Source organism: Brenneria nigrifluens DSM 30175 = ATCC 13028 (assembly GCF_005484965.1).
GTDB classification, from domain to species: Bacteria; Pseudomonadota; Gammaproteobacteria; order Enterobacterales; family Enterobacteriaceae; genus Brenneria; species Brenneria nigrifluens.
In genome coordinates this window covers 4,247,598-4,267,822 of record NZ_CP034036.1, presented here as the reverse complement: position 1 = coordinate 4,267,822, position 20,225 = coordinate 4,247,598, and the positions used below count along the sequence as shown (strand labels likewise).

General features: G+C 59.5%; 18 protein-coding genes, 1 other RNA gene and 1 pseudogene. 4 read left to right on the top strand and 16 right to left on the bottom strand.

What is annotated here, in order from left to right; all coding sequences use genetic code 11:
• Positions 1–17: 17 nt before the first annotated feature.
• From rhaM to EH206_RS20000, 9 genes and pseudogenes are all read right to left on the bottom strand, one after another.
• Entirely contained in the window at positions 18–332 is a 315-nt protein-coding gene (gene rhaM / locus EH206_RS20040; protein WP_009114608.1) for an L-rhamnose mutarotase, read from the bottom strand.
• Between the two features lie 110 nt (positions 333–442).
• A pseudogene (locus tag EH206_RS20035) lies at positions 443–640 on the bottom strand (rhamnulokinase); the annotation flags it as partial.
• 344 nt (positions 641–984) lie between these two features.
• Positions 985–2,661 (bottom strand): dipeptide ABC transporter ATP-binding protein, encoded by a 1,677-nt coding sequence (locus EH206_RS20030; protein WP_009114606.1) that lies wholly within the window; start codon positions 2,659–2,661, stop codon positions 985–987.
• On the bottom strand, positions 2,661–3,521 hold the full coding sequence (locus EH206_RS20025) for an ABC transporter permease (RefSeq protein WP_009114605.1): 861 nt from the start codon (positions 3,519–3,521) through the stop codon (positions 2,661–2,663). The genes EH206_RS20030 and EH206_RS20025 overlap by 1 nt, the downstream gene beginning before the upstream one ends.
• Positions 3,511–4,473: an ABC transporter permease gene (locus EH206_RS20020; protein ID WP_009114604.1), complete on the bottom strand. Its 963-nt coding sequence runs from the start codon at positions 4,471–4,473 to the stop codon at positions 3,511–3,513. Before EH206_RS20020 ends, EH206_RS20025 begins: the two co-directional genes overlap by 11 nt.
• Entirely contained in the window at positions 4,454–6,082 is a 1,629-nt protein-coding gene (locus tag EH206_RS20015; protein ID WP_009114603.1) for an ABC transporter substrate-binding protein, read from the bottom strand. The genes EH206_RS20020 and EH206_RS20015 overlap by 20 nt, the downstream gene beginning before the upstream one ends.
• Positions 6,083–6,302: 220 nt before the next feature.
• Complete coding sequence (locus tag EH206_RS20010) at positions 6,303–6,845, bottom strand: YagU family protein (RefSeq protein WP_009114602.1); 543 nt, start codon at positions 6,843–6,845, stop codon at positions 6,303–6,305.
• 595 nt (positions 6,846–7,440) lie between these two features.
• The gene (locus EH206_RS20005; protein WP_009114601.1) at positions 7,441–8,568 is read right to left on the bottom strand and encodes an isochorismate synthase; all 1,128 of its coding nucleotides are present in this window, start codon (positions 8,566–8,568) and stop codon (positions 7,441–7,443) included.
• Positions 8,569–8,697: 129 nt separating this feature from the next.
• Positions 8,698–9,000: an isochorismate lyase gene (locus EH206_RS20000; protein ID WP_009114600.1), complete on the bottom strand. Its 303-nt coding sequence runs from the start codon at positions 8,998–9,000 to the stop codon at positions 8,698–8,700.
• 383 nt (positions 9,001–9,383) lie between these two features.
• On the opposite strand from EH206_RS20000, the gene EH206_RS19995 reads away from it, so the two are divergent.
• The gene (locus EH206_RS19995; RefSeq protein ID WP_009114599.1) at positions 9,384–10,421 is read left to right on the top strand and encodes an NADP-dependent oxidoreductase; all 1,038 of its coding nucleotides are present in this window, start codon (positions 9,384–9,386) and stop codon (positions 10,419–10,421) included.
• Positions 10,422–10,551: 130 nt separating this feature from the next.
• Here EH206_RS19995 and ubiI read toward each other — a convergent pair whose 3' ends face one another.
• From ubiI to EH206_RS19975, 4 genes are all read right to left on the bottom strand, one after another.
• Positions 10,552–11,763, bottom strand: coding sequence for an FAD-dependent 2-octaprenylphenol hydroxylase (gene ubiI, locus EH206_RS19990; RefSeq protein ID WP_009114598.1), 1,212 nt, complete (start codon positions 11,761–11,763; stop codon positions 10,552–10,554).
• A gap of 24 nt (positions 11,764–11,787) precedes the next feature.
• The gene (gene ubiH, locus EH206_RS19985; protein ID WP_009114597.1) at positions 11,788–12,966 is read right to left on the bottom strand and encodes a 2-octaprenyl-6-methoxyphenyl hydroxylase; all 1,179 of its coding nucleotides are present in this window, start codon (positions 12,964–12,966) and stop codon (positions 11,788–11,790) included.
• 57 nt (positions 12,967–13,023) lie between these two features.
• Positions 13,024–14,340, bottom strand: a complete 1,317-nt coding sequence (pepP, locus tag EH206_RS19980; protein ID WP_009114596.1) for a Xaa-Pro aminopeptidase — start codon at positions 14,338–14,340, stop codon at positions 13,024–13,026.
• Between the two features lie 67 nt (positions 14,341–14,407).
• On the bottom strand, positions 14,408–14,992 hold the full coding sequence (locus tag EH206_RS19975; RefSeq protein WP_040344150.1) for a YecA/YgfB family protein: 585 nt from the start codon (positions 14,990–14,992) through the stop codon (positions 14,408–14,410).
• A 185-nt stretch (positions 14,993–15,177) separates the two neighbouring features.
• Between EH206_RS19975 and zapA the strand changes: the two genes are divergently transcribed.
• The 3 genes from zapA (at position 15,178) to EH206_RS19960 (ending at position 16,424) form a co-directional block, all read left to right on the top strand.
• Positions 15,178–15,507, top strand: a complete 330-nt coding sequence (zapA, locus tag EH206_RS19970; protein WP_009114594.1) for a cell division protein ZapA — start codon at positions 15,178–15,180, stop codon at positions 15,505–15,507.
• A 74-nt stretch (positions 15,508–15,581) separates the two neighbouring features.
• Positions 15,582–15,765: non-coding RNA, 6S RNA (ssrS, locus tag EH206_RS19965), on the top strand.
• A gap of 44 nt (positions 15,766–15,809) precedes the next feature.
• Positions 15,810–16,424, top strand: coding sequence for a 5-formyltetrahydrofolate cyclo-ligase (locus EH206_RS19960; RefSeq protein WP_009114593.1), 615 nt, complete (start codon positions 15,810–15,812; stop codon positions 16,422–16,424).
• Here EH206_RS19960 and nadR read toward each other — a convergent pair.
• The 3 genes from nadR to serB form a co-directional block, all read right to left on the bottom strand.
• Positions 16,396–17,652: a multifunctional transcriptional regulator/nicotinamide-nucleotide adenylyltransferase/ribosylnicotinamide kinase NadR gene (gene nadR, locus EH206_RS19955; protein WP_009114592.1), complete on the bottom strand. Its 1,257-nt coding sequence runs from the start codon at positions 17,650–17,652 to the stop codon at positions 16,396–16,398. The two genes, EH206_RS19960 and nadR, sit on opposite strands and share 29 nt — an antisense overlap.
• 64 nt (positions 17,653–17,716) lie before the next feature.
• Positions 17,717–19,102, bottom strand: coding sequence for a DNA repair protein RadA (radA, locus tag EH206_RS19950; RefSeq protein WP_009114591.1), 1,386 nt, complete (start codon positions 19,100–19,102; stop codon positions 17,717–17,719).
• Positions 19,103–19,119: 17 nt separating this feature from the next.
• Positions 19,120–20,097 (bottom strand): phosphoserine phosphatase, encoded by a 978-nt coding sequence (gene serB, locus EH206_RS19945; protein ID WP_009114590.1) that lies wholly within the window; start codon positions 20,095–20,097, stop codon positions 19,120–19,122.
• Positions 20,098–20,225 lie beyond the last annotated feature (128 nt).

Here is a 20,225-nt window from a genome sequence, read left to right as displayed (position 1 = left end):
GAAGCGTGCGGTGCTTGCTATTCCAGATAAAAAACCGATTCAAGTTCCTCGCTTACCGGGCTGTTGTCCGCATTGGCGGGCATCACCTCGGTCATATACCGCCACCAGCGCTGACATACCTCCGTCTGCGCCACGGCGTTCCAGCGCGCTTCGGACTCGATTTCAACATAGCCGAATAATAGATTACGCTGTTTATCCAGAAAGATGCTGTAGCGATGCGCGCCGTGGGCTTTCAGCACCGCGGCCAGCTCCGGCCAGACAGGGTTGTGCCGCTGCCGGTACTCGGCGTGGCGGCCGGGGAAAACGGACATCACAAAGGCTTTACGCAACATGGCTGTTTCTCCTGTTCGTCGCGGCAATGCCGCCGGGTTTTACGGCGCCACGCGCACGAGGCTGCCATCGGCGTCACGCCGAAACGAGGGCGATAAGTTCCTCGGTGGAAACGGTGCAAACCGGTGAGGATTGCCTGTTCCAGCGCGGGCAGCTCCCAGACGTAATAGTTGTCCTGTAAAATCAGCTGATTACTGAAGCTGTGAATTTCCTTCAGCGCCAGATGCTGCCTCGTGGTCTGAAACGTGGCCGGCATTACCCGCCTGCTCGAGGCGCCGAGATCCACCGCCACGATATTCTTCACCGCCATAGCCGTATCCCCTTTCTGTTTAATGAGAACGAGTGTAAGGATTCTCCGCATTCGCAACCTTTCGGTGAGTGCCATCTGACAGGGGGGATTGGCAAAACGGCAAAGCTGGCTGTGAATTGGCTCACAATCCCGAGGATTGCGAGGATGCTGTTGTGATCCGCCAGCGATATTTTAAGGTTCGCCATGCGGCAAATGGCTACTATTGAGTAACGGGTTGGCGAGAGTCTGGCTGGAGTAACAACTGAAATGACGCCACTACGTGGTGATGAATTTTTTGCTTCGCTGGCGCCCAATTCGCTGCGCCAGCAGGCATTTCCCGATGAGGGCCATAATTATCCCGCGGGCTAGCTCACCGTCGACAGCAGCAGCCGCGTATAGGGATGCTGCGGCTGGTTGAAGATCTGCTCCACGTCGCCGGTTTCGACGATTTCGCCGTCTTTCATCACCGCGATGTGATGGCTCATATGCTGCACCACGCCGAGATCGTGGGAGATAAACAGCATGGTAAGCCGCAGCTGACGCTGTAGCGCCACCAGCAGATCCAGCACCTGCGCCTGGGTGGTGACGTCCAGCGCGGAAACCGGCTCGTCGCAGATCAGCAGATCCGGTTCCGAGGCCAGCGCCTGGGCGATGGACACCCGCTGCCGCTGACCGCCGGAGAGCGCGGTCGGGCGGCGCGTCAGCAGGTCCGGCGTCAGCCCGACCAGCGTCAGCAGGGTCAGGATGCGCCGTTGCCGATCCGCCTGGCTGAGATCGCGGCGTAACCGCAGCGGCTGCCGGAGGATCTGCGCCACGGTGAATTGCGGATCGAACGAACCGAGCGGATCCTGGGTGATGGTCTGAATGCGGGCGCGCAGCGGGCGGCGTTCACGCTCCGGCAGCGCGCTCCAGGGGCCGTCCGCCAGCCATACCTCGCCGCTATCCGGTTTCTGCAAGGCCAGAATGACTTTCCCCAGGGTGGTTTTGCCCGAACCGGACTCGCCGACGATGCCCAGCGTTTCACCGCGTTTTACTTCCAGCGATACCTGATTGACGGCATGCATACGGCTGCCGTCAGGGCGGGTAAAAGAGACCGATACCCGATCCGCTTTCAGCGCCACCTCCGAAGCCGTTTCGCCTTGGGCGCGTAGTGACGACAAGATCCCGGAGGGCAGATCGCGCAGCGGATTCTCGCCCGCCAGCCAGTTGCCGCGCGTGGCCGCGGTGGGGATCGCCGCCAGCAGGCGGCGGGTATAAGGGTGCTGCGGCGCGGCAAGCACCTGGCGGGCGGAGCCGGACTCCACCAGTTCGCCTTTCTGCATGACGATAACCCGGTCCGCCACCTGCGAGACCACCGCCAGATCGTGGGTGATCAGCAGCACGCCGTGACCGGCCTGCGCCAGGGCGGTAAACACCGTCAGCACCTGCTTTTGCACCGTGGCGTCCAGCGCGGTGGTGGGTTCGTCGGCAATCAACAGCTGCGGACCGCCCGCCAGCGCGGAAGCGATAAGCGCCCGCTGGCGCAAGCCGCCGGAGAGTTCATGCGGATACTGGGCGGCGCGGTTGGCCGGGTCGGGAATGCCCGCCTGTTCCAGCAGCGCCGCCACCCGCCCGGCGACCTCCGAGCGCGGCGCCAGCCGATGGGTGAGGATCGGTTCCGCCACTTCCTGGCCGATCCTGCGCAGCGGATCGAGCGAGACCAGCGCATCCTGCAGGATAAAGCCGATCTCGCGGCCGCGGATGCTACGCCAGTCGCGATCGGTCAGGTAGCGCAGATCGCAGCGGCTGCCGTCATGGCGCAGCAGATCGAGTGCAGTGGCGCGCACGTCGGCATGTTCGCCCGCCAGCCCGACCAGCGCGCGCGCGGTAACCGATTTCCCGGAACCCGATTCGCCGACCAGCGCCAGAATTTCACCGGGATTAACCTGAAAACCGAGGTTTTTCACCGACTCCACCGGGCCGTGCGGAGAGGGAAAGCTAACGTGCAGACTCTCCACCCGCAGCAGCGGTTGCGCGGGGTGTTGTTTTGTTTGGGATGTCATTATGCGCCGCCTTTTGCCACGATGGATTGCAACCGGCGCCCCAGCAGGGTGATGGCGATGACGGAAAGGGCGATCATGCTGGCCGGCAGCAGGCTGACCCAGGGCGCGCTGTCCAGGAAGTTGCGGCCGTCGGACAGCAGCGCTCCCCACTCCGCGGTGGGCGGCGTCACGCCCAGCCCCAGGAAGCTCAGCGCGGAGGCCGCCAGCACCGCCTGACCGATGCCGATGGTCGCCAGGATCAGCAGCGGACGCACGGTGTTGGGAACGATGTGGCGCAGAATGATGTACAGCGGCGATTCTCCCAGCGCAACGGCGTGCTCGACGTAGCCGGAGAGCTTGACCTGCAATACCTGCGAGCGCACCAGCCGGGCGTAGCCCGCGATGCCGGCCAGCCCGACGGCCAGCAGCGTATTCTCCGGACCGCGTCCCAGCACGGCGATGGCCAGCAGCGCCAGCAGCAGGTCGGGAAAGGCGAGCAGGATGTCCAGCAGGCGTACCAGCAACTGACGCAGCGCCCGCGGCGCCAGCGCCGCCGCCGTCCCCAGCAGGATGCCGCCCGTACAGGCGAGCAGGGTGGCGCCGACGCCGATGGTCAGCGACAGCGAGGTGCCGTGGACCACGCGGGCGAACACGTCACGGCCAAGCTGATCGGTGCCGAACCAGTGGCGCGGGCCCGGGGGCTGCAACACCGCCGCGAAATCCATGTCGTTCGGGGTGTAACGGGTAAACAGCGTCGGAAAGAACACCGCCAGCAGCAGCAGCACGACGATCAGCGCCGGCAGCAGCGTACCCGCCGCCAGCCAGGGATTGCGGTAAACCGCCGCCGGCCTGCGCGGCAGCAGCACGGGATCACTGCTCATGGGGCAACTCCTTTTTCCTCAGGCGCGGATCGATCAGCAGGTACAGCGCGTCGATCAGCAGATTGATCGCCACGAACAGAAAGGCGGAGAACATCACCAGCCCCAGCACCAGCGGCATGTCGCGGTTTTCGATGGCCAGCAGGGTAATCTGGCCGATGCCGGCGCGCCCGAATACCGTCTCCGTCAGGATCGAACCGCCCAGCACGCCGGCCATCAGCGTACCGGTCAGCGTGGAGATCGCCAGCGCGCCGTGGCGCAGGGCGTGACGCAGCCGCAGCGCGGTCTCGCCGACGCCGCGCGTGCGCACCGTCAGGGCGAAGGGCTGCGACAGCGCCTCTTCCAGGCCGTCCCGCAGCACCTGGCTGAACACCGCCATTAGCGGCAGGCTCAGGGTGATCACCGGCAGCACCAGCGCGGCGATGCCGTCGTTGCCGGTAATCGGGAACCACTGGAGCTTGAAGCTGAACAGGGTGAGCAGCAGGATGCCGATCCAGTACACCGGGGTGCTGAGCAGGATCAGTTCCAGTCCGGAGAGCAGGCGGCGCAGGCGGTGCCGCCGCCCGGCGGTGGCCAGCGCGTTGACGATCGCCAGAGTCAGGGCCAGCAGCAGCGCGCTGAGCGCCAGCGGCACGGTTTCCTTCAGTGCGCCGGCGATCACCGTCGCCACCGGCTGACGAAACTGGTAGCTGTCGCCCAGATCGCCGCTCAGCGCCTGCCCGCAGTAGCGCAGGTATTGCATCCACAGCGGCTGGTCGAGGCCGAACTGCTGCACCAGCTCGGCGCGGAACGTCTCGTCCACCACGGCGTCGCCGCCGCCGATAATAATCGACACCGGATCGCCCGGAATCAGCTTGACGGCGATGAACGACAGCGTCGCCGCGCCCCACAGCACGGCGACGATGGTGAACAGGCGTTGGCCGGCGGCGCGCAGGTTAGCGGCTAATCCAGGCATCGTAGAAGTTCGGTTTGGCGTTGGTGGCCCAGTTGACGCCGTGCACTTTCTTCGACAGCCCCAACTGGTATGCCGGGACGTACAGCGGCACCACGTAGGCCTGTTCGATCACTTCACGCTGCACTTCATGGTACAGGCGCTTGCGTTCCTCGTCACCGGCGCCCACTGCGCGGATCAGTTTGTCGTCCAGCGTGTTTACGCGGGCGTGGTTGTTGCCCTGCGGCGGGATATAGGCGGAGTGGAACACGGTGCGCAGAATGTCCGGCTCGGGACGCACGAAGAAGTTGGAGGCGATGTCGTAATCGCCGGAGGCGGTGCGGCTGGAGAAGATGCCCGAATCTACCGGATCGAGCTTGAGATCGAACCCGGTCTGTTTGACCTGGAATTGCACCGCCTGAAACAGGGCTACATCGGCCGATTCCACATTGTTGGCGACGTAAATAAAGCGCGCGGTCAGGCGTTTGCCGTCTTTGGTACGGTAACCCTGGGCGTCCTTCGTCGACCAGCCGGCCTCATCCAGCAGGCGATTGGCCTTGTTCGTATCGAATCCCCAGGTGGAGGCGATGGCTGGATCATAGTACAGCGTGGAGGGGCCGAGAACGTTGTCCGCCGCTTTCAGCGTGCCGAAGAAGGTAGCCTTGACCGCCGCCGGGCCGTCCACCGAGCTTTGGAACGCCTGGCGCACCTTGACGTCCTGGAAGGGTCCCTGCGCAATGTTGAGGTAGAGCACGCGGTTGACGCCGGGGTTTTCGTAGGAGACTACCTGCAATTTGCCGTTTTTCAGCACCTGCGCGTGGTTGACCGGCGGAATAGCGTCGATGGCATGCACCTGTCCGCTGTTGAGCGCGCCCAGCCGCACCGCGGCTTCCGGCAGGAACTTGAATTCGATGCCGTCCAGATAAGCCGGACCCTGATGGGTGGCGTAGCCCGGCCCCCAATTATAATCGGCGCGTTTGCTCAGCTTGCTGCCGCTGCCTTTGACAAAGGAGTCGAGAATAAACGGCCCGGATCCCACCACCGTATTGCTGGTGTTGGGGGTGTTCTTCAGGTAGGTCGGCGACTGAATGCCCAGGTAGGGCAGGCTCAGCCCCTGCAACAGCGGCGCGAACGCTTCCTTGTAGCGCAAAACCACCGTGTAGTCGTCCGGGGTTTCGACGGCCTCGACCGGTCCCAGCAACGATTTGGAGTACGGGGAGATGGTCTTCGGATCCAGAATGCGGTCGAAGTTGTATTTCACCGCCGCCGCGTCCAGCTTGGTGCCGTCGCTGAAGGTTACATCCTTGCGCAAATGGAAAGTGTAGACCTTGCGATCGTCGCTGATTTCCCAGCGCTCCGCCAACCAGGGGGTAAAGCTGTTGTCTTCCGCCTGGCCGACCAGCGAGTCGAGAACGTTGCGCGTGACCACCGCGGCGACGGAATAGGCGGTGGTGTGGGGATCGATGGTTGGGGTATCGCTGCCCAGCCCGACGTTGAGTATGCCGCCCTGAACCGGTTTTTCGCTATTGTCGGCGCTCCATGCGCTGGGGCTGAAGGCAAAAAGCAGGGATAAAGCGCCTGCGGTGAGAAGTTTAGCCGATGGAAACCGCGCTGCTGATGATTTTTTTTCCATTCCCTGAGTCCTTGAAATTTACGTTAACCCATTTTATGTGTTGTAAATGTAGGGAGGTCGCGTCAAGGAGTAAAAGCACAAAAAATACTTTTTAATGCAAAAAAAGCATATAGCAACAACGGTAGTACCGGCGGGAAGCGAGTTGAAACGGCTAGGTTCGGCGGGAGGATAAAAACGGCCGCCTGTGGATAAGGCGGCCGGTATGGCGGAGCAGGAGAAATCAGCGCGTGGCTTCAGCCGCGGCGACTTCAGGATCCGGCGCATGAGTAATACGGTTGCGTATATCGCGACGGACGATTTCCACCAGCCAGAAGCAGAACATATGGCCGAAAAGCTCAGAGAAATGCTCGGCGAACGGCTGATCCCAGGGTGCCGGAACGGTGCCGAACAGCGGCAGCAGGAAAACGTGGAATACAATGTGGAGCACCAGACCGTAAAAGGCGCCCTGCCAGAGTTTGATTTTGGGATTAAACTCGGCGATGACGCAATAGAGCACGGCAAAGGTAATAGAAAAACCAAAGTGCATGATAAAGCTCATGATTGGTCTGGCGTTGCCATTATACAGATAGGTAATGTGCGACAGTTCATAGGACATGCCGAGCTGTTGCAGTAACTCCTGCGGAGGGTTGGTCACATCCCGCAGCGGCGTTCTTGGCGGAAAAGGAATTTCCCAGCCAAACTTGGCCAGGGCGCAAACGAGGCCGGCAATTATCCCGACGAGTATTGCTAACAGGATTTTTTCCTTTGTGGTTCGTAACTGCATACTATTCTCCCTTAATAACCTGGTAACAGGTTTAATTTCGTACGAATTCTGTACGGAATTAAATCCAGTCAAGCATCACGTTGTTTAATTAATAGAGTGACCGATGGAAATGGAGCAAGAACCAATCCACGTTTACCGTCAACAACGCTGTTATCTAGCGGGATCGGCTCTTATGCGACGATGATAATACACCTATCGACAAACATGATCGATTTTATATTGCTGATATAACGGAAGATAATGTGAAAATAATGATGCCGGATATCGAGATGAGAGTTATTTGTTGTTTCAAAATGTATACTTATGTAAATATTTATTTTAAAAATGAAACTAGCAAGGCTAATTATTTAGCATTATACCGATTTAAAATAATAGTTTTGCTAACTAAATTAAATAAGCATATGCGACGAGCGTGGTTAATCTTTGCGCTCTGAATAAATAATAACCCTGCATCGGCTGCGTGTTTCAGCGTATATATTATTTATCGGGCGATAAAATAACCGAGCGCTGATTCGCATATCTCGAATTGCCGCGTATCTGTCCTCAGCCAGCCTTAGCTGGGAGGCCGTGAAGGTTCCGGCGCTCCCATACGCGTCTATTGACCGAGGGCGCGCAGCATGGTGCGCATCTTGGCTTCTATTTCCAGCCATTCGGCGGCGGGGTCGGAATCGGCGACGATACCGGCGCCGGCATACAACTGAATATGTTGCTGCTGGCTGATGCCGCAGCGAATGGTTACCGCCCATTCGCCATTTCCTTCGTCATCGCTCCACCCCACGATTCCGCCAAAAACGCCGCGTTCAAAAGGTTCCAGCTCGCTAATCAACCGGCGGGCTTTTTCCTTTGGCACGCCGCACAGGGCGGGGGTCGGGTGTAACAGGCCGGCCAGCGACAGCGACTGGCTATTGTCGGCTTTCAGCTCTCCCGCTATCGGGCTGGCCAAATGCCAGAGGTTGGGCGTCGGCAATAGTTCAGGCTGTGGCGGGATGCTGAGGGAAGAGCAGTAGCCCGCCAGCGTTTGGCGAATTTCTTCTATCACCAACTGGTGTTCGTGACGATCCTTGCGCGATGTCAGCAGCCGATCGCGGCTATCCCGATCCTGCCGTTCATCGGCGGCGCGTTTGGCGGTGCCTGCCAGCGGCGTGCTCCAGATTGAACGCCCCTGTTGCCGCAGCAGCAGTTCAGGGCTGGCGCCAAACAAATAGCGCTTTTCTGCCAGGGGTAAATGAAAGTAGTAGCCGTTTGGGTTCTGCTCGGCCAGCGTTGCCAGCAGGGCGATGGTATTCAGCGGATGCTCGACCTGTACTGACTGCAGGCGCGATAAGACGATTTTTTGTAATTCCCCTTGGCGTATGGCGTTTACGGCGCTTTCCACCATGGCGAGAAAATATTCCCGCTGCGGGTGTGGTTGCTGGTCGACGATGCGCAGCGGCGTTTGCGGCGTCGCGCTCAGTTTCTGTTTGAATGCTTCACGCGACAAAAAATGACAGGCGTGAGGAATATACAGTGATGACGGTTGACGCACATCAAAGGGGATGGCGCCCACCACGATCGGACGTGTTATGCCGGCAAGACGCGCCTGTTCGAACCCATGCGCCACTTTTTGGCACAACGCGGACGGATCGGACGCGGGCCAGGTTAAGGTTTTAAATACGCCTTCGGTATAAAGGCTGCGAAATGCGGACGAAAACAAGAAACTGTGGTGATGAAATGGCGTTCCCATACTCTCTCTTCCTTTTGTCGTGAAGCACTGAAATAAACGCGACTATTATTTCGGCGTATACATTCATTCCCAGGCAGTTTTTTGTGTATATAGGTATGATATTTTGAGTAATGTTTATATTAAATTATTCTATGACGATTTACTCGCTCGCCAAAATTTAATTTGCGCGCTAATGAATTTATGAATAATGTTTTCGTATAATGACGCAATGAAATTTTCATCGACATGATGTTCTTTTGCCCAGCGCCGGCGCTCATCCAGCATGGACTCCACGCGCTCCGGCGCTGAAATGCTGGCTTCGTCGGGCTTAAAGCGGCTGGCCGAATAGACATAATCCAGGCGCTGCAGGAAAAGAGTAAATATCTGCTTATCTATTGTGTCAATGCCTTCTCTTACGTCTTGTAAGTTACGGCAATCTTTGGGCTTTAGCATAAATGTACTTTCCTTTAATCAACCACTGTTGGTACCGCATCAACATGCTGGTATTACTTATGCGAAAAATGAAATTAAATTTACTTGCGAATTGCGCGGCAAGATAATAAATCCGCCGACCCTGAAGATAATATATTGAGAAAAATTATCCTGTAAATATATTATTTTTATGGCTGGTTATATCATGATAAATAACCAACTCACTCTCTCCTTGGCTACCATAAACTTTGTGGATATCCTGCTGCGTATGCGGCGTAGGCTATGCTTAATTTTGCTACCGGTGGCCGACGCCGAACGTCTCCCGCCTTTTATCGGACGGTGGAGACGACGGCGATGCCGGAGCGGCGTCCGGTTTATCCGCTTTATTCAAAAGGAGAATGGTCATGTCGCAAACAGATCGAATCAATCGCCGCATTGTGCTGGCCTCACGTCCGCACGGTGCGCCCACGCAGGATAATTTTCGTCTGGAGCAGCAGCCGATCCCGGAGATAAAAGAGGGGGAGGTCCTGCTGCGCACGGTTTTTCTGTCGCTCGACCCCTATATGCGCGGGCGCATGAGCGACGCGCCTTCTTACGCCAAACCGGTCGAACTGGGAGAAGTCATGGTAGGGGCGACGGTCAGCCGGGTCGCGGCCTCGAAACACCCGGATTATCGCCCGGGCGACTGGGTGCAGGCCTACAGCGGCTGGCAGGACTATGCCGTTTCCGACGGCCGGGCGTTAACCAATCTGGGTCAGTCCCCTGAACATCCCTCTTGTGCGCTGGGCGTGCTGGGTATGCCGGGGTTTACCGCTTATATGGGGCTGATGGATATCGGGCAGCCCAAAGCGGGGGAAACGCTAGTGGTGGCGGCGGCAACCGGCCCGGTGGGGGCGACGGTCGGACAGCTCGGAAAACTGCAAGGGTGCCGTGTGGTGGGTGTTGCCGGCGGGGCGGAGAAGTGCCGCTATGCGGTTGAGGTGCTGGGATTTGATGACTGTATCGATCACCGCGCGACGGATTTTGCCGACCAGCTCAAGGCCGCCTGTCCTGACGGCATCGATATCTATTACGAAAACGTGGGCGGCAAGGTGTTCGATGCGGTGCTGCCGCTGCTCAATACCTCTGCCCGCGTACCGCTATGCGGACTGGTCGCCAGCTACAATGCCACCGGCCTGCCCGACGGGCCGGATCGCCTGCCGCTGCTGATGGGGAGCTTGCTGAAAAAGCGTATACGCATGCAGGGATTCATTATTTTTGATGACTATGGCCCTCGGTTCGATGAATTCTGGCAAGCCGTTTCTCCGTGGGTGGCGCAAGGCAAAATCAAATACCGGGAAGACGTGGTGGACGGGCTGGAAAATGCCGTGGAGGCGTTTTCCGGGCTGTTGCAGGGGCGCAATTTCGGCAAACTGGTGGTGCGGGCGGGGGCCGACACGTAGGGCATTACTCGTTATCGAGGTGGTGCGGGTATGGCTGCGCGGGCATGTTCTTCACCCCGCCGCTTCGCTTATTTTCCATGGTCCCTGCGGCAGTAGGCAGGGACCAGCCTTATCCAACTGCCCGGTGCGGCTACTTGCTTACATCCAGCCAGTCGGGTAAATCGTTCAACCCCATCGCCTGGCGCACCAGCGTCGGCTTAACGCCAGGCAGATTATCCGCCAATATCAGGCCGACGTCGCGCAGCAGTTTTTTAGCCGGATTGTCGCCGTCAAACAGCTCGCGAAAGCCCTGCATGCCGGCGAGCATAAGCGCCGCGCTGTGTTTACGCCTGCGTTCATAGCGCCGCAGATAGAGATGTCGGCCGATATCTTTGCCCTGCGCTTGCAGGCGTTTCAGCTCGGAAATCAATTCCGCCACGTCCATAAAACCCAGGTTGACGCCCTGACCCGCCAGAGGATGAATGGTGTGCGCGGCATCGCCGATCAGCACCAGCCGATGGGCGGCGAAACTGCGCGCATAGCGCCCCGTCAGCGGAAAGGTCTGCCGCTCGCTTTCCAGCTCGCACCGCCCCAGCCGCGTATCGAACGCCACCGCCAACTGCTGGTTGAACTCCCTGACGGGTAGCTCCAGCATGGCCTGGGCATGATTCGGCGGCAGCGACCAGACGATCGAACTGAGGTGCGGATCGCCGAGCGGCAGAAACGCCAGAATGCCGTCGCCGTGAAATACCTGACGCGCCACCGATTCATGCGGCGCTGCGGTGCGGATGCTGGCGACCAGCGCATGATGCCCGTAGTCCCAGAAGGTCAGCGGAATATCAGCGTGGCGGCGCAGCCAGGAGTGCGCGCCGTCCGCGCCGACCATCAACCGGGCGGTAAGCATGCTGTCATCCTGCAGGGTGATAAAGGCTTCGTTTTCCCCCCAGGCCACCTGTTTCAGCGTCGCGGGCGCCAGCAGCGTAACGTCGCTCAGCTGAGCGGCGCGCTGCCACAGCGCCTGGCGGATGACCGGGTTTTCAATAATATGCCCCAGATGGGAAAAACCGAACTCTTCGCCGCTGAAGCCGATCTTGCCAAAGCTGTCTTTATCCCACACCTGCATGGCGTTGTAGGGGCTGACGCGCAGCGCCAGCAGATTTTCCCACACGCCCAGATGGCGCAGCAGACATTCGCTGGCGGCGTTGATGGCGGACACCCGCAGCGCATACGCTTGCTCCAGCGGGCGGATCTCGGCCGGGTGCTGTTCCAGCACCGCGATGCGCAGGCCGCTGCCCTGCAAACCGCAGGCCAGCGCCAGACCGACCATGCCGCCGCCGGCGATAACCACATCGAATGATTGCATATAGCTTTTCCCTGTTGTGTCCGGTTAACGTTCCACCCAGCCCAGCGTACGCCGGGCCAGGGCATCGCGCATCATCGGCAGATTATTCATGGCCGCCAGCCCCAGATTGCGGCCGATTTCCAACGCGGTGTAGCGGTTGGCGAAAAGCCTGACCAGACCGTCGGTGATCGCCACCGTGGTCTGCTGGTCTGGCTGGCGACGCTGCTGATAACGGCTGAGGACGGCATAGCCGCCCGGATCCTGCCGGTTGTCGACGGCCTCGACGATGGTTTCCGCCAGGGACATCACGTCCCGCAGGCCCAGATTGAAGCCTTGCCCGGCGATCGGGTGCAGCGTCTGCGCCGCATTGCCCACCAGCGCCAGCCGGTGGTGAATATGCCGGTTGGCGGTCAGTAAGCGTAGCGGATAGCTGTGGCGTTCACCAATATGGGTAAAGGCGCCCAGACGCCAGCCAAAGGCCAACTGTAGCCGCCGACGGAATTCGGCCTCGCTCCAGCCGTCGACCTCGGCCTGCCGGTTTTGCTCATGACACCACACCAGCGCGCTGCGCCCCTGGCTCATCGGCAGCAGCGCCAGCGGTCCGTGCGGCGTAAAACGTTCAAAGGCGCGGCCCTGGTGCGGCTGCGAGGTGGTGACGTTGGCGATAACGGCGATCTGACCGTACTCCTGCTGCTGCCACTGAACGCCGCAGGATTGCGCCAGCCTGGAGTGCGAACCGTCGGCGGCCACCAGCAACCGTCCGGTCAGCTGCGTAGCGTTATCCAGCGTTAAGGTGGCGTCGGTCTGAGTGCGGGTGACCGCCACCACCTGCGCCGGGCAGTGCAGACGCACGCCGGGAGCCTGTTGCAACAGCGAGAACAGGCGCCGTCCCGCCGCGTGCAGCTCCATCACCTGGCCCAGCGCCGGAACGCGGTAGTCGGAGGCGTTCAGGTTGACAAAGCAGGCGTGGCCGCGGTCGCTGACGTGGATGTGGGATATCGCCGAGGCGCAGTCCGCCAGCGCCTGCCAGATGCCGATATTTTCCAACTGCCGACAGGTGCCTTCCGCCAGGGCTATCGCTCGTGCATCAAATCCCGGATGCCGGCGATCGAGGGGCGACTTCGCTTCGACCAGTTCAACCGGCACCTTTCCTTGCGAAAGGGTGGATATCGCCAGCGCCAGCGTCGCGCCGGCCATGCCGCCGCCGACAATCATTACCGTCATGCGTTGTTATCCTGATTGTGATTGCAGATTATCGCCGCCCCGCGCCTTGGGAAGCCATTATGCGCCGGCTTGCGCCATCAGGGCTTCAATGGCATCGGCGTCTTTGACCACGCCGGCGGTGAGATTTTCGTTGCCGTCCGCGGTGATCGCGATGTCATCTTCAATACGGATGCCGATGCCCCGGTACTGCTGGGGGACGTTGGCGTCGGGGGCGATATACAGGCCCGGTTCCACTGTCAGCACCATGCCGGGCTCAAGCGGACGGCCGCGATCGCTTGAACCGTAATCGCCTACGTCGTGCACGTCCAGCCCAAGCCAGTGGCCCAGCCCGTGCATAAAGAACTGGCGGTGCGCCTGTTCCGCTATCAGCGGTTCGACTTCGCCTTTCATGATACCCAGTTCGATCAGCCCGCTCACCATAACCCGCACCACTTGCTCATTGACTTCGCGGATGCTGCGGCCCGGCACGAACAGTTCCAGCGCCTTAAGCTGAGAACGCAGCACAATGTCATAGATGGCGCGCTGCGCCGCGCTGAACGTGCCGTTGACCGGGAAGGTGCGGGTAATGTCGCCGGCATAGCCCTGATATTCGCACCCGGCGTCAATCAGCACCAGATCGCCGTCGCGCATCCGGGTTTCATTCTCGGTGTAGTGCAGGATACAGGCGTTATCGCCGCTGCCGACGATAGTGTTGTAAGAAGGATAGCGCGCGCCGTGGCGGGTAAATTCGTGGTGAATTTCTCCCTCAAGCTGATACTCGAACATGCCGGGGCGGCAGGCCTGCATCGCCCGCGTATGCGCCAGCGCGCTGATTTCGCCGGCGCGGCGCAGCAGGTTGATTTCCGCCGGCGATTTAAACAGCCGCATCTCATGGACCCACGGCCGCCAGTCCGTCAGCGTCGGCGGGGCGATGTACCCCAGGCGCGAGCCCTGGCGCAGCCTGTCCAACGCCGCGAACACCAGATTATCGGCGTGGGCGTACTGTCCCTGGGCGTGATAGATCACGTCCAGTCCGTTCAGCAGAACGGGCAACTGGGTATTGATTTCATCGAAGGGCAGCGCCCGATCGATGCCAAGCGCCGCCGGCGCGGCTTCCTGCCCGAGACGACGGCCAAACCAGATTTCGGCCGTCAGGTCGCGAACCCGGTTGAAAATCACGCTGTGATGATGTTTCTCATCGCTTTTAACCAACAGCAGCACGGCCTCCGGTTCGTTAAAACCGGTGAAATACCAGAAGTCGCTGTTTTGGCGGTAGGGATAATCGCTGTCGGCATTGCGCGTCGCTTCGGGGGCGGAAAAAATAATCGCCGCGCTGGCGGGCGCCATTTTCTCCAGCAGCGTCTGGCGACGGCGAAGGAACTCTTGTTGATTCATCTCCTGCTCCTGAAAATATTCCGCTCTGTTCACCATCCCGCGCGTGGGTATGCGAGTAGCGATGAAATCAATGCAGCGTCGGTTTTTGCCGTTGCGGCGCGATAACCGGCGGGCTCATAAATTCGTTATGGCACAGGATGGCGGAGACGCGGACATATTCGATCACTTCCTCAAGGGATTGCTCCAGCTCTTCCTGATCTTCATCCTCGTCATAGCCGAGCTGGGCGATGTTGCGTAAATCATCAATGGCTTCTTTCAGTTCGCCCCGCGTTTTGTTCAGCCGCGGCTGAACCACGCCCAACCCCAGCAGAAAGTGGTTGACCCAGCCTGACAGCGCGTCGGCCCGGTCAAACACCGTCACCGACTCGTCGTTATCGTCCGGCAGAAAAAGCTGAAACATAAAACCCTCGTCTTCCAACGTTTCCCGCGTGGTCTGATACAGGTGCTGAAGGGGCTGGGACAGCGTCTGCGGAAAGGCCATCCCTTCGTTGGTCAGCTCAAAAACCAGCGTTCTCCAACTGTCGTCATGGTTGCCGCCGCACAGCATGCCGCTGATCAAACCGTGCATTTCAGCGGCGGTCAGGGCGATCTGCTGCTGGTGTAGCAGCTGGTCCAGGGCTTCATAGCCTGGAAACGTATTCTCTATGGACATGCGCATTCGTCATCGTTGGCAGGATTAGTTCGTGTTATGCTACCACCAAGCTCGGGGGGTATACCAGAAAGGGCTTGTATCTTATATTTTGGATATATATAGTGACGCCCGCTTTGACTGGCCGCGGCCAGACGGCGCAGGTTTTATCCCAAGCGGGCGCGAAAACGAAATAAGGCAGGAAGGGTATGTCTGCACAACCGGTAGATATTCAGATTTTTGGCCGATCGTTAAGAGTCAATTGTCCGCCAGAGCAACAGGAAGCGTTGAATCAGGCTGCGGAAGATCTTAACCAACGGTTGCAAGATCTTAAAGTTCGTACCAGAGTCACCAACACCGAGCAGTTGGTGTTTATCGCCGCGCTGAACGTGTGCCATGAACTGGCGCAGGAGCGGGGAAAAACCCGCGACTATGCCGCCAACATGGAGCAGCGTATCCGTATGCTGCAACAGACTATCGAACAGGCGTTGCTGGAGCAGGGCCGCATCACCGATCGTCCGGGCGCGCAGTTTGAGTAACCTCGGGTTTTGACAAAAGTCGGGTGTTTTTACGCGATAAGACGTGCTAAGGTTTATAGCGAGTAACGAATAAAATTTCTCTGAGATGTTTGTCAGCGGGCCAGTCCCCTGAGCCGATATTTCAAACCAATAGAATGTAACGCTCCGTGGTTGGTGAGCATGCTCGGTTCGTCCGAGAAGCCTTAAGACTGCGACGTTATGTTCACCTTGAACCAAGGGTTCAAGGGTTACAGCCTGCGGCGGCATCTCGGAGATTCCCTTTCTTTCACCTGCGATTGTTCGCGGTTATCGCCCCCATTTTTATGCAGCCGATTCCATCATCCACAGCGCCGCTCTCTTCAGCCCAGCTTCGCCGGCAAATTCGTCGCGATGTGCGGCAACGCCGTCGTCAGCTCAGCGCGGAGCAGCAGGCATTGTTCGCTCAGCAGGCGTTGGCGCGGGCGTTGACGCATCGGAAAATAGAGCAGGCTGACAGTATCGCGGTGTTTTTATCATTTGACGGCGAACTGGATACGCAGCCGCTGATTCAGCAGTTCTGGCAACGGGGCAAACGGGTTTATCTGCCGGCGTTGCATCCGTTCAGCGCCGGGAATTTGCTGTTTCTGCGCTACGAACCCGATAGCGAACTCGTGCTGAACCGGCTGAAAATTCTCGAGCCCCGCCTGGATGTGCGGCGGGTATTGCCCCTGCAACGGCTGGACGTGCTGCTGACCCCGCTGGTGGCGTTTGACCGGCAGGGGCAGCGGCTGGGGATGGGCGGCGGTTTCTATGACCGCACCTTGCGCCACTGGCCGCGGGGCGGGCCCTATCCCATCGGTCTGGCGCATGATTGCCAGCAGGTCGACCGGCTGCCGGTGGAAAGCTGGGACATCCCGCTGCCGGAAATCATCACCCCTTCGCGCTGTTGGCGCTGGTGAGCTCGTGCCGCAGCATTTGCTGCACCAGCTCAACGCAGCGCAGAAAACGCGAGTCGTAGTCTGATTCTTCCACGTGGACATAACGGATGCCGTTCTCTACCAGCATTTTTTTCAGCAGATTCTGAAACTCCGCGCGCGCGGTTGCGCTGCCCAGACTGCGTAAGCCGTCCGCCACCCACGGCGTGTTGTTTTCCAACAGAATCACCAGATCAAAACGATATTCATCAATAAGCGCCTGAACGAACGGATGTTCGCGCCCTTCGTATTTTTTGCAAAACGCCTGGGTGGTAACGAAGTCGGTATCGATAAAGGCCACTTTATTGGCGTATTTAACCGCGAAATCGATGTACTGCGCCTGCCCGAGGGCGATTTTGTCGTAATCGGAATATTGCAGGGCCATTTCATCGCCGCCCAGATGGGAAAACACGTAATCACGGCCGTATTCCCAGGCGCTGGTGGTGTTGAAGATATTCGCCAGCTTGTTGACCAGCGTGGATTTGCCGCTGGATTCGCCGCCGAGAACGGCCACGGTGCGCACAAAGAAAGGTTTAACTTCGGTGGGGATATACTCCCAGTAGCGGAAGGGGTCGTGGCGGATCTGCGAACCGCTGATGCTCATAAATGAACGCTGCGGATCCACCAATACCGTCTCGATGCCCAGTTGTTCACGGTATTGCGGCGCATCCTGTTCTTCACTGGTATAGACGAAATTCGGTTCGATGCCTTTTTGCCGCATAAAGGCGTGAATGCCTTTGCTCCATACGTCCCAGCCGTGCGGATACGGCTCCATGCCCTGTTCGTTAAAGGCATGGATGCGGATATTTTTCTGATATTTAAAGGTTTGCAACAGCCAGCGCAGGCGATCGCTGACCGTCGGCTGCTGCGACATGGAACTATTGTCAAACAGCAGCCGGTCGCGCGGTTCGTCATAGCCCAGAATAACGTGCAGTTCGTCCACCTGGCTGCAGGCGCGCTGGATAAGATAGATGTGCCCGGTGTGCAGGGGGTAGAACTTGCCGAATACCACGCCAATCTTTTTTTCGTGGCGCGGGAATTCCAGTCCGAGAAAACGGTGCAGCGCTTCAAGCTTCTGCGCGCTGGGGCTTTTGATCTTGGCGTTAAGCAACTGGCTGAGATAGCCCTTGGTCATCTCCGTCGCATCGGCGACCTGCTGCAAGGTACATCCCTTTTGCCGGATGGCGGATTTCAGATAATCGAATGGCGACATAGTCCGACGCTCCTGTTTAGTGTACTAAACAAGATACCACAGCGCGCCGGATGCGTGGCGGAATTTACAGCTCATCAAGGATATCCAGCGCGTCGGCCAGTTTTTTGACGCCGAAAACCTGCATATTGGCCGGCGGTTTTTTCGGCATGTTGGCGTGCGGCACGATGGCGCGTTTAAAGCCGTGCTTGGCCGCTTCCGCGATACGCTCCTGGCCGCTGGGCACCGGGCGGATCTCCCCCGCCAGCCCCACCTCGCCGAACACCACCAGATCCTGCGGCAGCGGGCGATCGCGCAGGCTGGAGACCAGCGACAGCAGCAGCGCCAGATCGGCGCTGGTTTCCGTCACCTTGACGCCGCCGACCACGTTGACGAACACGTCCTGATCGGACATCTGCAGGCCGCCGTGGCGGTGCAGTACCGCCAGCAAAATGGCCAGCCGGTTTTGCTCCAGCCCCACCGCCACCCGCCGCGGGTTGGCCATCATCGACTGGTCCACCAGCGCCTGAATCTCCACCAGCAGCGGGCGCGTGCCTTCCCACACCACCATCACCGAACTGCCGGAGGTGATTTCGTCGCCGCGGCTGAGGAAAATGGCGGACGGATTGCTGATTTCACGCAGCCCCTGTTCGGTCATGGCGAACACGCCCAGCTCGTTGACCGCGCCGAAACGGTTTTTATGGCTGCGCAGGGTGCGAAAACGGGAGTCGGCGTCGCCGTCCAGCAGCACGGAACAGTCGATGCAGTGCTCCAGCACTTTCGGGCCGGCCAGCGAACCGTCTTTGGTGACGTGGCCGACCATAATGATGGCCACGCCGCGCGTCTTGGCGAAGCGGGTCAGATAGGCGGCGGTTTCCCGCACCTGCGCCACGCTGCCGGGAGACGACTGGATATCGGCCAGGTGCATCACCTGAATGGAGTCGATCACCATCAGCTTCGGCTGTTCCTGTTCGGCGATCAGGCAAATCTGTTCGATGCTGGTTTCGGAAAGCATATTCAGGTTGTGGGCGGGCAAACCGAGGCGGTGCGCGCGCATCGCCACCTGCTGCAACGACTCCTCCCCCGTCACGTACAGGGTTTTCATCTGTTCGGACAGTTTGCACAGCGTTTGCAGCAGCAGGGTGCTTTTACCCGCGCCGGGGCTGCCGCCGATCAGAATGGCGCTGCCCGGCACCACGCCGCCGCCCAGCACCCGGTCGAACTCCTGAAAACCGGTGGAAAAGCGCGGCAACGCCTCCAGGCTGATTTCCGACAGCTTTTGCACCCGGCTGACGCCCGCGCTCTCGCCGGCGTAGCCCGTCAGGCGATCGGATCGCGAAGAGGAGGAGGCCGCCGCCAGACGAACTTCGGTAATGGTGTTCCAGGCGTGACAGGCGCTGCACTGTCCCTGCCAGCGTGGGTAATCTGCTCTGCATTCATTACATACGAAAGCGCGTTTGACTGCTTTTGCCACGGATCACCTCGCTTGAATTAGCGTTTTTCGTGTCTCATGCTGCCGCTGAGGATGCACAGCACGCCGGTCAGGTCGGCATGACGAATGGTGACGGCCGACTGTTCGTTGACTTTCGGTTTGGCATGATAGGCGATGCCCAGGCCGGAGGCTTTGATCATCAGCAGATCGTTGGCGCCGTCGCCGATGGCCACCGTCTGCTGCGGGGGAATCTCCAGTTTCTCCGCCAGTTGGCGCAGCGTGGCGGCTTTGTATTTGGCGTCGATAATCGGCCCGACGACTTCGCCGGTCAGTTTACCGTCCCGCACGCCCATCTCGTTGGCGACGGCGGCGACCAGGCCCAGTTCGTCGCGCAGATAATCGGCGAAATAGGTAAATCCGCCGGAGGCGATGGCGATGTGCCAGCCGGCCGCCTGAAGCTGCGCGACCATATCGGTCAGCCCCGGCATTAGCGGCAGGGTTTGGCGAACTTGATGCAGAATATGCGCATCGGCGCCTTTCAAGGTGCCCACCCGCTGGCGCAGGCTGGCGGCAAAGTCCAGCTCGCCGCGCATCGCCCGTTCGGTCACTTCGGCCACCAAATCGCCGGTGCCCGCCAGTTTGGCGATTTCGTCGATGCATTCAATCTGAATCGCGGTGGAGTCCATATCCATCACCAGCAAACCCGGCGACCGCAGGGTGGGGGCGTTGCGCATGGGGGCAACGTCCATATTCAGTTCATGCGCCAGCTTGCTCGCCCGCGGCGTCAGCGTGCCCGCCAGCCGCACCACCTGATAATCCCCCACGCTCCACGCGCTGACAATCACCATCGCCGCGCCCAGTCGACGCTGATAGCGGGCCAGCAAATTCTTGTCCAGCACGTCGCTGTACAGCACCCAGCCGCTATCCCCGGCGCGGTAATCGAGCGGCATCACTTCATCGCCGCTCAGCGACAGCGGCAGTCCGGGCCAATGGTTAATCTCGTCCGGGAGATCACGATAGGTCAGACTATTCGTCATGGGGCAGATCCTCTACTGGCGGTAATGATATGACTGGGTACAATATGTTCGGCGCGTGTACGTATCCGGCAGCCACAAAGATATCGGTCGCAAAACAGGGCAACAAGCTATCCTATCGTCAACGCTTC